Raw genomic sequence first — 16,765 nt, forward strand, 5'->3', positions numbered from 1 at the left:
GCCTCAGGCCAGCCAGCACTTGATCAGCGCCCTGCCGTTCATCAGCTCGCCGTTGGGGTCCGGCTCCCAGCCCGCGACCTCGTTGCGCCGGGCCTCGACCCAGTCGTTGAACATCGGCAGGATCAGCCCGCCCTCGTCGCGCAGGATATGGGCCATTTCCGAATACAGGGCTTTCCGCTTGTCCTGATCCAGCTCGGCGCGGGCGGCGATCAGAAGCTCGTCGAACTTCGCGTTCCGGAACTTGGTGTCGTTCCACTCTGCGGTGGACAGATAGGCGGTGGAATACATCTGGTCCTGCACCGGACGCCCGCCCCAGTAGCTGGCGCAGAAGGGCTCGACGTTCCAGACGTTCGACCAGTAGCCGTCATCGGGCTCCAGCTTCACCTGCAACGGAATGCCCGCCGCATTGGCGCTGGCGGCGAAGAGGTTGGCGGCATCCACCGCGCCCGGGAAGGCCCCCGGCGCCGTGCGCAGGATGATCGGGCTGCCGTCGTGCCCGGACTTCCGGTAATACTCGGCCGCCGCCGCCGCGTCGTATTCGCGCTGCGGGATCGTGTCGTCGAACAGCGGATAGGCCGCGTTGATCGGGAAGTCGTTGCCGACCGAGCCGAGCCCGCCGAGGATCTTCTCCACCTGCTCCTTGCGGTTGATCGCCAGCTTCAGCGCCATCCGCAGGTCATTGTTGTCGAAGGGCGGCTTGTCGCAATGCATGATGAAGACGTAATGCCCCCGGCCCGGAGCATGTTCGATGGTGATGCCCGGCGCGCCCTTCAGAAGCTCGACGATCTTCGGATCGACCCGGTTCATCATGTGGATCTGGCCCGACTGCAAGGCCGCCGTCCGCGCGGTGTTGTCGTTGATCACGATGATCTCGACCTGATCGGCATGGGCGCCGTTCGCCGCATCCCAGTAGTTCGCATGCCGCTCGAACACATGGCGCACGCCGGGCTCGTTGACGGCAACCTTGTAGGCCCCCGCGCCGATCCCCGCCGCCGGATTGTCGAAACCGCCGCCCGGCTGGATCACCAGGTGATAGTCGGCCATCAGGTAAGGCAGGTCGGCATTGCCCGCGGCCAGCGTCAGCGTCACCATGTCGCCCTCGGCCTTCATCTCCGCAATGCCCTGCACGATCCCCAGAGCCCCCGACTGCGACTTCTCGTCGGTGTGCCGCTTCAGCGTCGCCACCACATCCTCGGCGGTCACGGTCTTGCCGTCGTGGAACTCCACCCCCTGACGGATCTTGAACTTCCACTCCGTCGCATCGGCGTTGGACGAGATCTCCTCGGCGATGCGATGCTCGATGGAACCGTCCGGGGCCACATCCACCAGCATCTCGCCCCAGGTCATGTTGACCGCAAAGGGCACCTCGGAGGCCGCCAGCGCCGGGTCAAGGCTGTTGGTGGATTCCCCGCCCTGCATCCCGGCGCGCAAGATGCCGCCCTTCTTGGGCTCGGCCCGGGCCGCCTTGCCGAACAGCGCCGAGGCCAGCCCCGCCGACACACCCAGCGCCGTGGTGCGGCCCACGAACTCGCGCCGCGTCATCCGCCCGGCCTTCGCCTGCGCCACCATCCAGTCAAGCTGTCTGTGCTTGTCGTCCATTGTCGTCTCCCTGTTTGGCCCCCGTTACGGGGAGTCTTTTGTTGACTTGAGAATCAATAAACTGCGAACCGCGCCGTGCGACAAACCTTTTCTTGCCCCGGCTCACACAAAGTGGCGTGCGACCTCCTCGTCCCAGTCGCGCCGGAAAACGACCTGATCGCCCTCCCAGGCGGTCAGCGTCGCCTGCATCCGCAGATGCGTGGCCGAAGCCGTCATCACCGTCTCCGCCCGCGTCCGCACCCGCCAGTCGCCGCGCGACAGCCGCTGCTCCCAGGTGATCGCGGCCCGGGCCGACAAAGGATCGGCGCCGATCTCCCAGCGCTCGGTCGTCGTCTCGCCCGTGACCAGGCCGTGGCCCAGGTTCTCCGTGTCGCCCGTATCCTCCTCGACGACCAGCGCATGGGTCCCCGCGATCAGGTCGCTCTCGATCCGGCGGCCGGATTTCCCCTCGCGCAGCACCCGGTGCGCCCAGGGCGTCGCCGTCTCGGCCTGCGGGGGAGTCCACTCCTCCTCCGATCCTCGATGCACCGGCAGATCCAGGCTCGCCTGCATGAGGGTCAGCACCGCCGCCTCGGGGCTGGGCCAGACGAAGGGCCAGTAGGTCGTGGACAGGGCCAGCCGCAACCGGTGCCCCGCCGCCAGCCGATAGCCCATCTGGTCCAGCACCACGACCACATCCTCCGCCACGCCGGGCCGCATCGGCTGCGGGCTTTCCGCGCTGTGGCGATGGCAGAGATTCAGGATGCCATGCGCGATCCTGGTGGAGGACCCGTCCGGCGCCACATCGCACAGCCGGGCCACGACAAAGGCCAGAGGCTTGTCCGAGGCCAGCCGCAGCGTCAGCCGCGCCGCCCCCAGCAGCTCCAGCGGCCCGGTCAGAGGGGGCCCGTCGAAACAGACCGACAGCGCGTCATCCGCCCGCTGGTCGCCCGCCATTTCCGCATTCAGCCCCATCGGAAAGAACTCGCCCGCCGCCATCCCCAGATGCTGCGGCGTGCAGACCCGGGACGACAGCGGCCCCGCCAGCCCCAGCCCCGCATCCGACACCGGCAAGACCCGGCGACTGACGCGGCGCGAAGGCCATTCCGCCTCGGCGATCCAGTGGCCGTCCCGATGGGCAGCACTCGGGTCCGGGGGCGCGGAATGCAGCATGTAGGCCCGCAGGGCTGGGTCATCCTCGGCGCCGTTCGGGATCCCCTTCAGCCAGCGGTCCCACCAGCGGATCGCCAGTTGCAGAAACCCGATCCGCGGCCCCGGCACCGCCGTATGCGGATACTGGTGCACCCAGGGGCCGATGATCCCCTTCACCGGGCCCTTGGCGCCTTCCAGCAGCTTGGCGACCGTGTTCATGTAATTGTCGTTCCAGCCGCCGATCGACAGGATCGGCACGGTCATCCGGTCCCAGTCCTCGCAGATCGAGCCGTGCTTCCAGTAGGCATCCCGCGTCTGGTGCGCCGCCCAGCGCGGGGCAAGGAAGGGCTCTGCGACAAGCCGCTTCAGCCAGTCTTCGCGCCAGCCGTTCCGCAGCATGGGATCGGCCGGACGCGAGGAGTAGGACAGCATGACCGAGCCCCAGCCGAAATTCTCGCCCAGCAGCGCGCCGCCCTTGAAGTGGATGTCATCGGCAAAGCGGTCGGTGGTGGAATAGACGCTGATCACGGCCTTAAGCGCGGGCGGTTGCAGGAAGGCCGTCTGCAAGCAGTTGAACCCGCCCCAGCTCTTTCCCATCATTCCCACCGCGCCGCTGCACCAGTCCTGTCTGGCCAGCCAGCCGATCACATCGCAGGCGTCCTGCAACTCCTGCGCCGAGTATTCGTCCTCCATCAGCCCGTCGCTGTCGCCGTTGCCCCGGATGTCCACCCGGATACAGGCATAGCCATGACCCGCGACGTAAGGGTGCATCAGCTCATCCCGGGGCAGGGTCCCGTCACGCTTGCGGTAGGGGATGTATTCCAGCACGGCCGGGACGGGTTTCGCCTTGGCGCTCTGCGGCATCCAGACCCGCGCCGACAGGCGGGTGCCATCGGGCATCGGGATGGGCAGGTCCTCGATTTCGGTGACCGTTTCCGGAAAACTGCTGCGGATCGTCACGAGACCCCTCCGATTCTCTGCCTCCATCGGATATTATCCGTTCGTACAATTCAAGCCTCGCGTGAGCCTTCTCCTGCGCCTTCGGCTTCTCGTCGGAGCGCCATGCGCGATCTCCTCCCCCGCGAGGAGCAGCGAAGTCCCCGACGAGCGGCCTCGAGAGAAGCCCTAACCAAACGTAAATACCCGCACGCAACCCATTGATTTCCTTGGTCCCGAAAAAGCCGCCGCGCGCGGCGCACCCGCCTGTTCACCCCCGCACAGCCCCCGCGCGCCGGGATCGGGATGAAATTCCGCCCCCTCGGGTCTACCTTCCCTTCCAAAGGAGACCGCCCATGTGGAACCCGCTTCTCGACCCCTCGATCCCGATCGGCACCCAGGTCGACCAGATCGAGACCGTGATCGTCCCCCGCGCCCGCGACCTCGGCGGCTTCGAGGTCCGCCGCGCCCTTCCCTCCGCCCAGCGGCAGATGGTCGGCCCTTTCATCTTCTTCGATCAGATGGGCCCGGCCGAGTTCCTGACCGGGCAGGGCATCGACGTCCGCCCCCACCCCCACATCGGGCTCGGGACGGTCACCTACCTGATGAAAGGCCGCCTCCACCACCGCGATTCCTTGGGCACCGACGCCTGGATCGAACCGGGAGCGGTCAACTGGATGCTGGCGGGGCAGGGGATCACCCATTCCGAACGGACCGACGGCGCGGCCCGCAAGGCCCCCCTCTCGATGTTCGGCCTCCAGACCTGGCTCGCCCTGCCGAAGGATCGCGAAGAGGACGCCGCCGGGTTCGCCCACCTCGGGCGCGACCAGCTTCCCGAACTCGAAGGCGAGGGCAAACAGGTCCGCCTCATCCTCGGCCATGCCTGGGGGGAGACCGTCCCCCTCCGGATGCCCTCCGAGGTCTTCTACGCCGACGCCCTCCTCCAGCCAGGCGCTTCCATCCCCCTCCCCGACGACCAAGAGGACCGGGGGGTCTATGTCCTGCAAGGTGAGGTCACCTGCGCCGGGCAGACCTTCGAGGCGGGCCGGATGCTGGTCTTCCGCCCCGGCGACCGGGTCTCGGTCCAGGCCGGCCCGCAGGGTGCCCGGGTGATGCTTTTGGGCGGGGCCACGATGGACGGTCCCCGCTTCATCTGGTGGAACTTCGTCGCCTCCTCCCGCGAGAAGATCGAGGCGGCCAAGGAGGCCTGGCGGGCGGGCGACTGGATGCACGGCCGCTTCTCGCTGCCACCGGGGGATGACAGGGAATTCATCCCCGCCCCGGAAAGGTAGGAATGGCCGCTGAAAAACCTGTGCCACCCCATTGACGCCCCCGGGGGAAGCGTCTATCCCGCCTGCCACGCGCGGTGGTAGCTCAGTTGGTTAGAGTACCGGCCTGTCACGCCGGGGGTCGCGGGTTCGAGCCCCGTCCACCGCGCCAGCCTTTCCCGTCACAAGCCCATAAGGGCGGCCACGCGTGGGCAGCCTTTATAACACAATGAAATCAATGGGTTGCTTGCGGGCGTCAACCATCGGTCAACGATGTTTCGGGTCATTTCCGCAGCATTCGCCGACGCAGGGGCAGGGCGTCCTTGGGCAGGTGGGGCGACTGCATCGCGGCTGAGGGCAGCTGCACCGGATCCTGCCGCTTTTCCCGCTTGACGCCCCCCGACCAACCCCTTATCTGGCCCCTCAGCGCGCGGTGGTAGCTCAGTTGGTTAGAGTACCGGCCTGTCACGCCGGGGGTCGCGGGTTCGAGCCCCGTCCACCGCGCCAGTTTTTTCTTCCGAAGGGCATGTCTATTGGCCTCGTCAGACGGGCGGGTCAGGGATGTCGGTCAGCCCGTCAGACCAGACAGCCGAACCGCGTCGAGGCAACGATGCTGAACCAGGGCGGCGGTAGAGACTGGGAGGATTGCGCAATCCTGACCCCGGCCGAGGACGGAACGACGCTGCGGTTCGACCATCCCGACGGGACCTCGGTGGTTCGGAGCCGCTGCCCGTGATCGCCTGCGGCATCGGCAAGGCTTGACCTTGCGCATGGGGCGGATCAAGCCTTCGCGCGACGTTCAACCGGAGCTGACGGATGCACTTTCTGGACAAGCTGCCCCTGTCGGTTCTGGTGATCGCCGCGCTGACGCTGGGCCTGGCGCCGTTCTTCCCCGAGCCGCATATCTGGGAAAAGCTGAAGATGCTGGTCGCCGGGCAACTGGTGAAGCCGGTGGACATCTTCGATCTGGCGATGCACGCGGCACCCTGGGTTCTGCTGGCGGCCAAGCTGGCGCGGATGGCGGTGGCGCGGGGGTAGCGGAGTCGGGGCAAGCCCCGACCTACAGCGTCATGCGATAGCGGATGTGGCCGTCGTTGTCGCAGAACCGGTCATACAGGCGGCGGGCGGTGGTGTTGGTGATCTCGGTCAGCCAGTAGAGCCGCCGCCAGCCGTTCGCGCGGGCGATGGCGATCAGGTCCTCGATCAGCGCGCGGCCCAGGCCCTGGCCGCGGGCTTCGGGGGCGACGAAAAGATCCTCCAGATAGCCGTCATCGCCCATCACCCAGGTCGAGGGGTGGTGCTGGTGGATCGCAAAGCCCTGCGGCACCCCGTCCAGCACGGCCAGACGGACGGTCAGAGGGCAGGCGGGGTCCATCAGGCGGGTCCAGGTGAAGGCGGTGACTTCAGGCGGCAGGGCCATGCCGTAGCCGTCGCAGAACCCTTGCCAGAGCCGCAGGAAATCCGTTTCGTCCGAGGAGGTTGCATTGCGCAGTTCAAGCATCTTGCGAAGCCGGTCACGCGATGCGCGCCAGAATGCGCGCCCAGGAGCGGATGCCCTTGTGGAAGGATTCCAGGTCGTATTTCTCGTTCGGGGAATGGATCTGGTCGTCGTCGCGGCCGAAGCCGATCAGCATCGCGTCCATGCCGAGGATCGACTTGAAGTAGCCCGCCACGGGGATCGACCCGCCCGCCCCCACGAAGGCGGCGGGGCGGCCCCATTCCTCGGTCAGCGCCTGGCGGGCGGCCTCGAAGGCGGGGTCGGAGATTTCCATCACCGAAGCCGGGGCGCCGTCGCTGCCGCCGTGCCAGATGATCTTGCAATCGGCGGGCATCCGGGCCTCGGCCCAGGCCTTGAAGGCGGCGATGATCTTGTCGGGGTCCTGGCGCGAGACAAGGCGGAACGAGACCTTGGCATGGGCTTCGGCCGGCAGCACGGTCTTGAACCCGGCGCCGGTGTAGCCGCCCCACATGCCGTTCACCTCGGCGGTCGGGCGCGACCAGATCTTCTCCAAAGGCGTGCGGTCCTGTTCCCCGGCAGGGACCGACAGGCCCACGTCGGCAAGGTAGCGGGCATGGTCGAAGGCCAGCGCCTGCCATTGCTGGCGAAGCGTATCGGGCAGTTCGTCCACATCGTCGTAGAAGCCCGGCACCTGCACCCGGCCCTGCGAATCGTGCAGGTCCGCCAGAAGGCGCGCCATGAGGTGCAAGGGGTTCTGCGCCAGCCCGCCATACATGCCGGAATGCAGGTCGCGGCTGGCGGCGCGGATGGTGAATTCCGCCTTGCAAAGCCCGCGCAGCATGGTGGTGATGGCTGGCGTCGCGCCCTCGAACAGCCCGGTGTCGCAGATCAGCGCGAGGTCGCAGGACAGTTCGTCCCGGTGCGCTTCAAGGAAGGGGATCAGCGAGGGGGAACCCGACTCCTCCTCGCCCTCGAGGAAGATCGTGAGCTTGCCGGGCAGGGTGCCGTGGACGTCCTTCCAGGCCCGGCAGGCCTCGATGAAGGTCATGAGCTGGCCCTTGTCGTCCGAGGCGCCGCGCGCGCGGATGACGCGGCCCCTGGGGGTGTCCTGCACCTCGGGGTCGAAGGGCGGTCGGTCCCAAAGTTCAATCGGATCAACGGGTTGCACGTCATAGTGACCGTAGAACAACAGATGCCTGCGCGCCCTCTCCGCCATGGGCCACGACCATCGGATGCCCCGGGGTCCGCGCCGCGCGGGCGTCGAAACCCAGCGCGGCAAGGTCGGCGGCGATCAGCTCGGCCGCGCGGGCGCAATCGGCCTTGTAGGCGGGGTCGGTCGAGATCGAGGGGATGCGCAGCAGGTCCATCAGCCGGTCCAGCGACTGCGGCAGGGTTTCGTCGATGCGGGCAAGGACGGCGTCCAGCGACGGGGGGGGCATGGCGGTCTCCGGAATTTGATCGCGACGCAGCCTAGCAGGCGGCTTGGCACTGTCCAGAGCGCGCGGGCTGCGGTAAGGAAGGCTGTCGGGGCGACAATTCGTCGGATTGGCAGGCCCCGTTGCTTGACCGAAATCAAGGCAGCCAGGCGGAGGTTCGTCCAGAACCTGCGCAAAAGGAACCGGGACGCATGACCAGATACGACGACGACATCGACGCCAGCCTGCAACGCCTGCACGACGAGGGGCGCTATCGCACCTTCATCGACATCGCCCGGGAACGGGGGCAGTTTCCGCATGCGGTCTGGACCCGGCCCGACGGGACGACGAAGGCGATCACCGTCTGGTGCGGCAACGACTATCTGGGCATGGGTCAGCACCCCGAGGTGCTGGGCGCGATGCATGCGGCGCTGGACGCGACCGGCGCAGGGTCGGGGGGCACCCGGAACATCAGCGGCACCACGGTCTGGCACAAGCAGCTGGAGGCAGAGCTGGCCGATCTGCACGGGAAAGAGGCGGCGCTGGTCTTCACCAGCGCCTACATCGCAAATGACGCGACGCTGTCCACGCTGCGGACGATCTTTCCGGGGCTGATCATCTATTCCGACGCGCTGAACCATGCCTCGATGATCGAGGGCGTCCGGCGCGGCGGGGGCGAGAAGCGCATCTTCCGCCACAACGATGTGGCGCATCTGCGCGAACTGCTGGCGGGGGACGATCCGGCAGCGCCGAAGCTGATCGCCTTCGAATCGATCTATTCGATGGATGGGGACTTCGGCCCGATCCGGGACATCTGCGATCTGGCCGCAGAGTTCGACGCGCTGACCTATCTGGACGAGGTGCATGCCGTGGGCATGTATGGCCCGCGCGGGGCGGGGGTGGCCGAACGCGACGGACTGATGCAGCGCATCGACATCATCAACGGCACGCTGGCCAAGGCCTATGGCGTCTTCGGCGGCTATATCGCGGCCTCGGCCCGGATGGTGGATGCGGTGCGGTCCTATGCGCCGGGGTTCATCTTCACCACCAGCCTGCCGCCGGCGGTGGCGGCGGGGGCGGCGGCCTCGGTCCGGTTCCTGAAGGGTGTGGGCGGGCAGGCGCTGCGGGCGCAGCATCAGACCCAGGCCCGGATACTGAAGACCCGGCTCAAGGCGCTGGGACTGCCGCTGATCGACCACGGCAGCCACATCGTCCCGGTCCATGTCGGCAACCCGGTGCATTGCAAGATGCTGTCGGACATGCTGCTGGAGGACCACGGGATCTATGTCCAGCCGATCAACTTCCCCACCGTGCCGCGCGGCACCGAACGGCTGCGCTTCACCCCCTCGCCGGTCCACGGTCCGGACGAGATCGACCGGCTGGTGCGCGCGATGGATGCGCTTTGGGCGCGTTGTGCGCTGAATCGCGCCGAAGCGGTCGCCTGAGGGGTTTGCCCGGTGGAAATGCCCTTGTCCTGTGCTACGGTTTGGCCAATAGAACAAGGCGAGTGAGTCGCTGGGGAAGGCGACCGCGTAGAGTGGTGCACCGAAGGGGACAGGGCGCGCATGATCGGTTGGAGGGCGAAACCTTCGACAACCGAAGAGGACAAGCCAAAGGGCTTTGACGACTTCGAGTTGCGTCTGGGCGACCTGATGCGCGGCGAGAGGGCCACGCTGGGCAAGTCGCTGCTTGACGTCCAGCGCGAGCTGAAGATCAAGGCCACCTACATCGCCGCCATCGAGAACGCCGACCTTTCCGCCTTCGAGACCCCAGGTTTCGTCGCGGGCTATGTCCGGTCCTATGCGCGCTATCTGTCGATGGACCCGGAATGGGCCTTCGAACGGTTCTGCGCCGAGGCCGGCTATTCTCCCTCGCACGGGTTGTCGGCCGCCGCCGCACCGCAGCAGATCGTCAAGGCCCGGGCACGCCGCGATGTGGGCGATGCGCTGGCGGATCCGAACGCCAGCTTCATCCCGCGCGGCGAGGCCATCTGGAGCCGGATCGAACCCGGCGCCGTGGGCTCCGTCGCCGTGCTGGTCGTGCTGATCGGCGCCATCGGCTATGGCGGCTGGTCGCTGTTGCAGGAAGTGCAGCGGGTCCAGCTTGCTCCGGTGGACGAGGCGCCGACCGTGGTGGCCCAGATCGACCCGCTGTCCGATGTCGGTCCCGCCGCGACGCAGATCGTCGCCAGCCGCCCGGCCGAGCCGACCGCGCAGGCGGTGGCCAGCGTCGAAGGACAGGCCACGGCGGATGTGATGGACCGGCTCTATCGCCCGCAGGCGCTGGACGTGCCGGTGCTGACCTCGCGCGATGGTCCGATCGCCGCGATCAACCCGCGTCAGACCGGCGTCCTGGCCGAACTGGCCGAGGCCGGCAGCGTCGATGCCGCCATCGACGAGGCCCTTGGCGCCGAGGTGCAGGTGATCTCGGAGGCGAAGGAGGGGATCGAGGTGCTGGCTGTCCGTCCCTCATGGGTCCGGGTCAACGCCGCCGACGGCACGGTGCTGTTCGAGAAGATCCTCGATGCCGGGGAACGCTATGCCGTGCCGCCCCTGGAAACCGCTCCGGTGTTCCGCACCGGCAATTCGGGGTCGATCTACTTCGTCGTGGATGGCGTGCCCTATGGCCCGGCGGCTCCGGGGGCCAATGTGGTCAAGGACATCAAGCTGTCGCCCGAGGCGCTGACGCAGAACTATGCCCAGGCCGATCTGACCAAGGATCAGGACCTGGCCAATTTCGCCACCGCGGATGCGGCATCGCTGCTGGCGGCGCCCACGGTCAGCGAATAGGACTTCGGCCTCTTCCGCCCATTGCCGCAGGCCGCCGCGCGGCTTATGCTGCGCGCGCACTGCTAGGGAAGCCCGACCCATGACCCACAACCCCGTCCGCCCCTGGCGCAACATTGCGCGACGGGTGTCGCGGCAGATCCGCGTGGGCAAGGTGCTGGTGGGCGGCGATGCGCCGATCTCGGTCCAGACGATGACCAACACGCTGACGACCGACGTCGCGGCCACCATCGCGCAGATCCAGCGCTGTGCCGTGGCGGGGGCGGACATCGTTCGGGTCTCGACCCCCGATGAGGCCTCGACCAAGGCGCTGAAGGAGATCGTGGCCGAAAGCCCGGTGCCCATCGTCGCGGACATCCATTTCCACTATCGCCGGGCCATCGAGGCGGCCGAGGCGGGCGCGGCCTGCCTGCGGATCAACCCCGGCAACATCGGCGACGCGTCGCGGGTGGCCGAGGTGGTGCGGGCGGCCAAGGATCACGGGTGCAGCATCCGCATCGGGGTGAACGCGGGGAGCCTGGAAAAGCACCTGCTGGAAAAATACGGCGAGCCCTGTCCCGAAGCGATGGTGGAATCGGGCCTCGATCACATCAAGCTGTTGCAGGACAACGATTTCCACGAATTCAAGATCAGCGTGAAGGCGTCGGACGTGTTCCTTGCGGCCGCAGCCTATCAGCAGCTGGCGGACGCCACCGACGCGCCGATCCATCTGGGGATCACCGAGGCCGGGGGACTGGTCAGCGGCACGGTGAAATCGGCCATCGGACTGGGCAACCTGTTGTGGATGGGGATCGGCGACACCATACGCGTCAGCCTCTCGGCGGATCCGGTGGAAGAGGTGAAGGTCGGCTTCGAGATCCTGAAGTCGCTGGGTCTGCGCCACCGGGGGGTGACGATCATCTCCTGCCCCTCCTGCGCGCGGCAGGGGTTCGATGTCATCAGGACCGTCGCGGTGCTGGAGGAACGGCTGGCCCATATCACGACCTCGATGAGCCTGTCGATCATCGGCTGCGTGGTGAACGGCCCGGGCGAGGCGCTGATGACCGACATCGGCTTCACCGGCGGGGGCGCGGGCAAGGGGATGGTCTATCTGGCCGGCAAGCAGGACCACACCCTGTCGAACGACCGGATGATCGACCATATCGTGGAACTGGTCGAGAAGAAGGCTGCCGAGATCGAGGCGGCCGCGAAGCTGGCGGCAGAGTAGTCCCGCCTCCCCCTGCGGCTTCGCCTTCTCGTCAGTGCGCGGGCGAGGAGGAACGCATGTTCCGAGATTTCACAGCTAGCCGTCGGTTCGGGCGTCGGCCACGAAATCCTGCATGACCTCAAGCGGCGCATAGCCGCGCATCACCATGTCCTTCAATACGAAGGCCGGCGTGCCGGAGATCTGCATCTTGTCGGCCAGCGCGTGGTTGTCGCGGATCACCTGCATCACCTCGGGCGCCTGCATCCGGTCGAGAATCGGCTGCGCCGCAAGGCCAAGGTCACCCGCCAGCCGGCCCAGCGTTTCCGGGTTCGGCTCGCCCCGCAGCCGTATCAGCGCGTCATGCGCCTTCGCATAGGCCGCGTCGCCGTGCAGCTGGCGCACCGCGATGGCGAACTGCGCCGACATGAGCGATGCCTCGCCCAGGATCGGGAATTCCTTGACCACAAAGCGGATGTTGCCGTCGGTCCGGATCAGTTTCTCGACCTCGTCATAGGCCTTGCGGCAATAGCCGCAGCGGTAGTCCATGAACTCGACAAGGGTGATGTCGCCTTCCGGGTTGCCGCCGACCCAGTCGTTGGCATTGCGGAAGATCTCGTCGTGCAGCGAGGCGACCGTCTGCACGTCGCGCAGCGCATCGGCCGCTTCCTGACGCGACTGCAACACGTCCATCGCCTCGATCAGCAGCTCGGGGTTTTCCAGCAGATAGGCCCGGACTTCGGCGCGGAAGGCGGCGCGTTCGGCATCCGTCATGGTGGAGGGGGCGGCCGGGGTCTCGGCCAGCGCGGGCAGGCTGGCAAGGCCGACGATCAGGCCAATGGCGAGGCGGGTCATGGGGTCTCCTGCGATGGCCGGATGCGGCGGCAGGGAGGATAGGGGCGGGCCCTGGCCGAAGCAAGCCACTCGCCGCATTGTGATCCCCGTGATCCCCCTAACCGTTGTGATCCGGGGGCCACGCCGGCTCGCGCAGCCGTGCGGGTGGAATTTACTTCCCCCGTCCAGGCGGGGATAAATCCGGCATGCGACTGGTCCGCCCGCTTTTTGCTGTCCTGTTCATGCTTCTGTCCCTGCCGGCGGGGGCCGAGGCGCTGTCGGCGCTGGCGCGGGTCGATCCGATGCGCTCGGCGCTGGTGGCGACGGGGGAGGGGCTGGAACTGCGGCTGACGCTGAGCCAGCCGGTGCCCTGGCGGGTGCGCCTGTTGGACGGCCCGCCGCGGCTGGTCATCGACACGCGCGAGGTGGACTGGTCGGGGGCGCAGGTCCTGGCCATGGTCCGACCGGCGCTGGCGATGCGGGCGGGGTCGTTCCGGCCGGGCTGGTCGCGGCTGGTGCTGGAACTGGACGGGCCGCACCGGCTGGCCCGGGCCGAGATGGTGACGGGTGCGGCCACGCGCATCGACATCCGGCTGGAGCCGACCGATGCGGCAAGCTTTGCTGCCGAGGCCGCGCGCGCCGACCTGCCGGAATGGGGCCTGCCCGACGCCGCACGGCTGCCCCCGCAGCCCGCCGCGGGGCTCGGGCCGATCACGGTCGTGCTGGACCCCGGCCATGGCGGCATCGACCCGGGGGCGGAACGCGACGGCACCAGCGAGGCCGCGCTGATGCTGACCTTCGCGCGCGAGCTGAAGGAGGCCCTTGTCCGCGACGGGCGCTTTCGCGTGGTGATGACGCGGGAGGACGATGTCTTCGTGCCGCTGGAAACCCGCATATCGATCGCGCGCGCGGCCGGGGCGGACCTGTTCCTGTCGCTGCACGCCGATGCGCTGGCCGAGGGCGATGCGCAGGGTGCCACGGTCTACACGCTGGCGCCCGAGGCCTCGGATGCCGCCTCGGCCGCGCTGGCCGAGCGGCATGACCGCGACGACCTTCTGGCCGGGGTGGACCTGAGCGATCAGGACGACCTCGTGGCCGAAGTGCTGATGGACATGGCCCGCACCGAGACGCGGCCGCGCAACGACCGGCTGGCCGAGGCCCTGGTCGGCGCGCTCAGGGCGGCCGAGATCCGCATGCACCGCCATCCGCGCCAGACCGCCGGATTCTCGGTGCTGAAATCGCCCGACATCCCCTCGGTGCTGCTGGAGGTCGGCTTCCTGTCTTCGGACCGCGACTACCGGCGGCTGGCCGATCCGACCTGGCGGGCCCGGCTGGCCGGGGCGGTGGTGCAGGGCATCGTTGCCTGGTCCGAAGAGGATCGGTCACTTCGGGCGCTGGCCGCGCCCTGACCCTTGCGAAACGCCGCCCGCGCCGCCACTTGTGACCGGCCAAGGTTTTGACGCGGGCGCGCGTCTGGTATACTGCGGGTCCAGATCAGCGGGAGTTCCGGGTGCTTCGATTTGTCGGCAATGTGTTGGGCGGCCTGTTCTCCCTGGTCACGCTGGGGCTGGTCTTTGCTGCGCTGACGCTGGGCGGGATCTTCTACATGTATTCCCGCGACCTGCCCAGCCATGAGAACCTGGCGCAGTACACCCCCGCGACGATCAGCCGGATCTATTCGGGCGAGGGGCGGATCATCGACGAATTCGCTCAGGAGCGGCGGCTTTTCGTTGCCTCGGAGGACATTCCCGATCTGGTGAAGCAGGCCTTCATCAGCGCCGAGGACAAGAACTTCTACCGCCACCACGGCTATGACACCCGCGGCATGATCGCGGCCCTGATCGAGGCGGTGAAGTCGCGCGGCGAAAGCATGCGGGGGGCGTCCACCATCACCCAGCAGGTGATGAAGAACTTCCTCCTCGACGGCTCGCGCAGCGTCGAACGCAAGATCAAGGAGATCATCCTGGCCACGCGGCTGGAGCAGACGCTGTCCAAGGACAAGATCCTGGAACTCTATCTGAACGAGATCTTCCTGGGCCAGAATTCCTATGGGGTGGCGGCGGCGGCGCAGACCTATTTCAACAAGCCCCTGACCGAACTTGCCCCGCACGAAGCCGCGATGCTGGCCGCGATGCCGCAGGCGCCGGGCAAGTATCACCCGGTGACGGCCAGGGAACGGGTGACCGAACGGCGCAACTATGTCCTGCGCGAGATGTGGCAGAACGGCTATATCGACGAGGCGACCTATCTGGCCGAGAAGGAGATGCCGCTGCGTTCGGTGCAGAACGGCGATTTCGAGGCCTTCCGCGACGCCCTGCCGCCGCGCGACTATTTCACCGACGAGATCCGCCGTCAGCTGTCGGGCGTCTTCGGCGAACAGGAGTTCTTCACCGGAGGTCTGACGATCCGCGCGACGGTGGACCCCGAATTGCAGGAAGCTGCCGCCGCTGCGCTGCGCAAGGGGCTTGAGGATTATGACCGCAGCCTGGGTGTCTGGCGGGGCACGGGGCTGAGGCTGCCGGCCGAGGTGCTGGGGTCCGAGGCCAGCTGGCGCGAGGCGCTGGCCGCGGTCGATGTGCCGCGCGACATTGCCACCTGGTTCCCGGCCGTGGTGCTGGAGGTTGGCGAAAACGCAGCCCGGATCGGCATCGAAGGTGTGATGGATGACGAGGACGGCCATTTCATCCCGGCCGAGGACGTGAAATGGGCGCGCAAGCGGCTGCCGGACGGCCGGCTTGGCCCGAAGGCCAAGGTGCCGGGCGATCTGGTGTCGGTCGGCGATGTGGTCCTGGTGCGCACCGTCACCAACAAGGACGGTACCTTCAACCGCTGGTCGCTGCGCCAGGTGCCCGAGGTGCAGGGCGCCTTCATGGCGATGGACGTGAACTCGGGCCGGGTGCTGGCGATGCAGGGCGGGTTCTCCTACCAGTTCTCGGTGTTCAACCGCACCACCCAGGCCGCGCGCCAGCCGGGCTCGAGCTTCAAGCCCTTCGTCTATGCCGCCGCGCTGGACAGCGGGTTCACCCCCGCCACGATCGTCGTCGATGCCCCGATCGAGGTCGATACCGCCCAGGGCTTGTGGACGCCGAAAAACGCCTCGGGCAAGTTCTACGGCCCCACCCCCCTGCGCACCGGGATCGAGCAGTCGCGCAACCTGATGACGGTGCGGATCGCCCAGGAAATCGGGATGGAGACCGTCGCGGGCTATGCCGAACGCTTCGGGGTCTACAACCGGATGGGGCCCTATCTGGCCAATGCGCTGGGCAGCCAGGAAACGACGCTGTTCAAGATGGTGGCCGCCTATGCGATGTTCGCCAATGGCGGCGAAAGGGTAGAGCCGACGCTGGTTGACCGGGTGCAGGACCGCTTCGGTCGCACGATCTATCGCCACGACAAGCGGGTCTGCGAGGATTGCAGCGCCCCCGAGCTGCCGCGCGGGCAGGGGGTGCGCATCTCCACCAACCGCGAGCGGGTGATGAACGCGATCACCGCCTATCAGCTGACCAGCATGATGCAGGGCGTCGTCCAGCGCGGCACGGCGCGCGGCATCAACCTGCCGGTGCCGGTGGCCGGCAAGACCGGGACGACGAACGACGCCAAAGATGTCTGGTTCATCGGCTATACCTCGAACATCGCTGCGGGCTGCTACATCGGCTTCGACCAGCCGCGCTCGTTGGGCGGCGGCGCCTCGGGCGGCGGCTTGTGCGGCCCGGTCTTCGAAAAGTTCATGAAGACGGCGATCAAGAAATATGGCGGCGGCCCGTTCAAGGTTCCGCCGGGCGGCTATTTCCGCAAGATCGACCGTTTCACCGGGATGCCGCTGCCCGACGATGCCACCGGCGACAATGTCGTTTCGGAATACTTCCGCGAAGGCGAGGACGCGCTGGTCGGGCTGGGCTATGTCGTGGACGGTGGTTTCGCCATGGGCGAGAACCTGCCGCTGTTCGCCTATGGCGAAGGCGAGGGCGTGGTCGACCAGGGCAAGACGGTGACCAATTCCGAAGGCAAGAAGGTCGTGGTGCCGAAGAAGGCCGATTTCGGCACCGTGTCCTCCGGCGGGCTTTACTGACGGCTGCAAGCCACGAAGGCCGTGCCCTTGCCGGGGCGCGGTCAAACCCTTATGACCGCCTCCGCAAGACCAAAGGTGGACCCGA

Annotated in this window: 12 protein-coding genes, 2 tRNA genes and 1 pseudogene; 10 read left to right on the plus strand and 5 right to left on the minus strand. The window is 67.5% G+C overall.

What is annotated here, in order from left to right; genetic code table 11:
• Positions 1 to 3 precede the first annotated feature (3 nt).
• Together G8O29_RS08455 and G8O29_RS08460 are read right to left on the minus strand one after the other, a co-directional pair.
• Positions 4 to 1,599: an ABC transporter substrate-binding protein gene (locus G8O29_RS08455; protein ID WP_166402808.1), complete on the minus strand. Its 1,596-nt coding sequence runs from the start codon at positions 1,597 to 1,599 to the stop codon at positions 4 to 6.
• 102 nt (positions 1,600 to 1,701) lie between these two features.
• Positions 1,702 to 3,690: a CocE/NonD family hydrolase gene (locus tag G8O29_RS08460; RefSeq protein ID WP_367890152.1), complete on the minus strand. Its 1,989-nt coding sequence runs from the start codon at positions 3,688 to 3,690 to the stop codon at positions 1,702 to 1,704.
• A 332-nt stretch (positions 3,691 to 4,022) separates the two neighbouring features.
• Here G8O29_RS08460 and G8O29_RS08465 point away from each other — a divergent pair, with 332 nt between their 5' ends.
• From G8O29_RS08465 to G8O29_RS08480, 5 genes are all read left to right on the plus strand, one after another.
• Positions 4,023 to 4,958, plus strand: a complete 936-nt coding sequence (locus tag G8O29_RS08465) for a pirin family protein (RefSeq protein ID WP_166402810.1) — start codon at positions 4,023 to 4,025, stop codon at positions 4,956 to 4,958.
• A 71-nt stretch (positions 4,959 to 5,029) separates the two neighbouring features.
• Positions 5,030 to 5,106: transfer RNA gene (locus G8O29_RS08470), tRNA-Asp, on the plus strand.
• A gap of 258 nt (positions 5,107 to 5,364) precedes the next feature.
• Positions 5,365 to 5,441: transfer RNA gene (locus G8O29_RS08475), tRNA-Asp, on the plus strand.
• A 103-nt stretch (positions 5,442 to 5,544) separates the two neighbouring features.
• On the plus strand, positions 5,545 to 5,670 hold the full coding sequence (locus tag G8O29_RS18695; protein WP_302848572.1) for a hypothetical protein: 126 nt from the start codon (positions 5,545 to 5,547) through the stop codon (positions 5,668 to 5,670).
• A gap of 80 nt (positions 5,671 to 5,750) precedes the next feature.
• Positions 5,751 to 5,972 (plus strand): RND transporter, encoded by a 222-nt coding sequence (locus G8O29_RS08480; RefSeq protein WP_166402811.1) that lies wholly within the window; start codon positions 5,751 to 5,753, stop codon positions 5,970 to 5,972.
• Between the two features lie 22 nt (positions 5,973 to 5,994).
• Here the strand turns inward: G8O29_RS08480 and G8O29_RS08485 are convergent, their stop codons facing one another.
• Both G8O29_RS08485 and G8O29_RS08490 read right to left on the minus strand, forming a co-directional pair.
• On the minus strand, positions 5,995 to 6,435 hold the full coding sequence (locus G8O29_RS08485; RefSeq protein WP_166402812.1) for a GNAT family N-acetyltransferase: 441 nt from the start codon (positions 6,433 to 6,435) through the stop codon (positions 5,995 to 5,997).
• A gap of 13 nt (positions 6,436 to 6,448) precedes the next feature.
• Positions 6,449 to 7,832: pseudogene (locus tag G8O29_RS08490) on the minus strand (M20/M25/M40 family metallo-hydrolase).
• A 188-nt stretch (positions 7,833 to 8,020) separates the two neighbouring features.
• On the opposite strand from G8O29_RS08490, the gene hemA reads away from it, so the two are divergent.
• The 3 genes from hemA (at position 8,021) to ispG (ending at position 11,801) form a co-directional block, all read left to right on the plus strand.
• A complete protein-coding gene (gene hemA, locus G8O29_RS08495) occupies positions 8,021 to 9,253 on the plus strand; it encodes a 5-aminolevulinate synthase (protein WP_166402813.1) in 1,233 nt (410 codons plus the stop codon).
• Between the two features lie 120 nt (positions 9,254 to 9,373).
• Positions 9,374 to 10,597 carry a helix-turn-helix domain-containing protein gene (locus G8O29_RS08500; RefSeq protein WP_166402814.1) on the plus strand — a complete coding sequence of 408 codons (1,224 nt, stop codon included), beginning with the start codon at positions 9,374 to 9,376 and terminating at the stop codon, positions 10,595 to 10,597.
• 79 nt (positions 10,598 to 10,676) lie between these two features.
• Positions 10,677 to 11,801 carry a flavodoxin-dependent (E)-4-hydroxy-3-methylbut-2-enyl-diphosphate synthase gene (ispG, locus tag G8O29_RS08505; RefSeq protein WP_166402815.1) on the plus strand — a complete coding sequence of 375 codons (1,125 nt, stop codon included), beginning with the start codon at positions 10,677 to 10,679 and terminating at the stop codon, positions 11,799 to 11,801.
• A gap of 75 nt (positions 11,802 to 11,876) precedes the next feature.
• On the opposite strand, the gene G8O29_RS08510 is transcribed toward ispG, so the two are convergent.
• On the minus strand, positions 11,877 to 12,632 hold the full coding sequence (locus tag G8O29_RS08510) for a DsbA family protein (protein ID WP_166402816.1): 756 nt from the start codon (positions 12,630 to 12,632) through the stop codon (positions 11,877 to 11,879).
• Positions 12,633 to 12,817: 185 nt separating this feature from the next.
• Here G8O29_RS08510 and G8O29_RS08515 point away from each other — a divergent pair, with 185 nt between their 5' ends.
• Together G8O29_RS08515 and G8O29_RS08520 are read left to right on the plus strand one after the other, a co-directional pair.
• Positions 12,818 to 14,020, plus strand: a complete 1,203-nt coding sequence (locus G8O29_RS08515; RefSeq protein ID WP_166402817.1) for an N-acetylmuramoyl-L-alanine amidase — start codon at positions 12,818 to 12,820, stop codon at positions 14,018 to 14,020.
• 101 nt (positions 14,021 to 14,121) lie between these two features.
• The gene (locus G8O29_RS08520; RefSeq protein WP_166402818.1) at positions 14,122 to 16,680 is read left to right on the plus strand and encodes a penicillin-binding protein 1A; all 2,559 of its coding nucleotides are present in this window, start codon (positions 14,122 to 14,124) and stop codon (positions 16,678 to 16,680) included.
• Positions 16,681 to 16,765: the final 85 nt, after the last annotated feature.

Origin of the sequence: Rhodobacter calidifons (genome assembly GCF_011174775.1) — a bacterium.
Classification (GTDB): Bacteria; Pseudomonadota; Alphaproteobacteria; order Rhodobacterales; family Rhodobacteraceae; genus Tabrizicola; species Tabrizicola calidifons.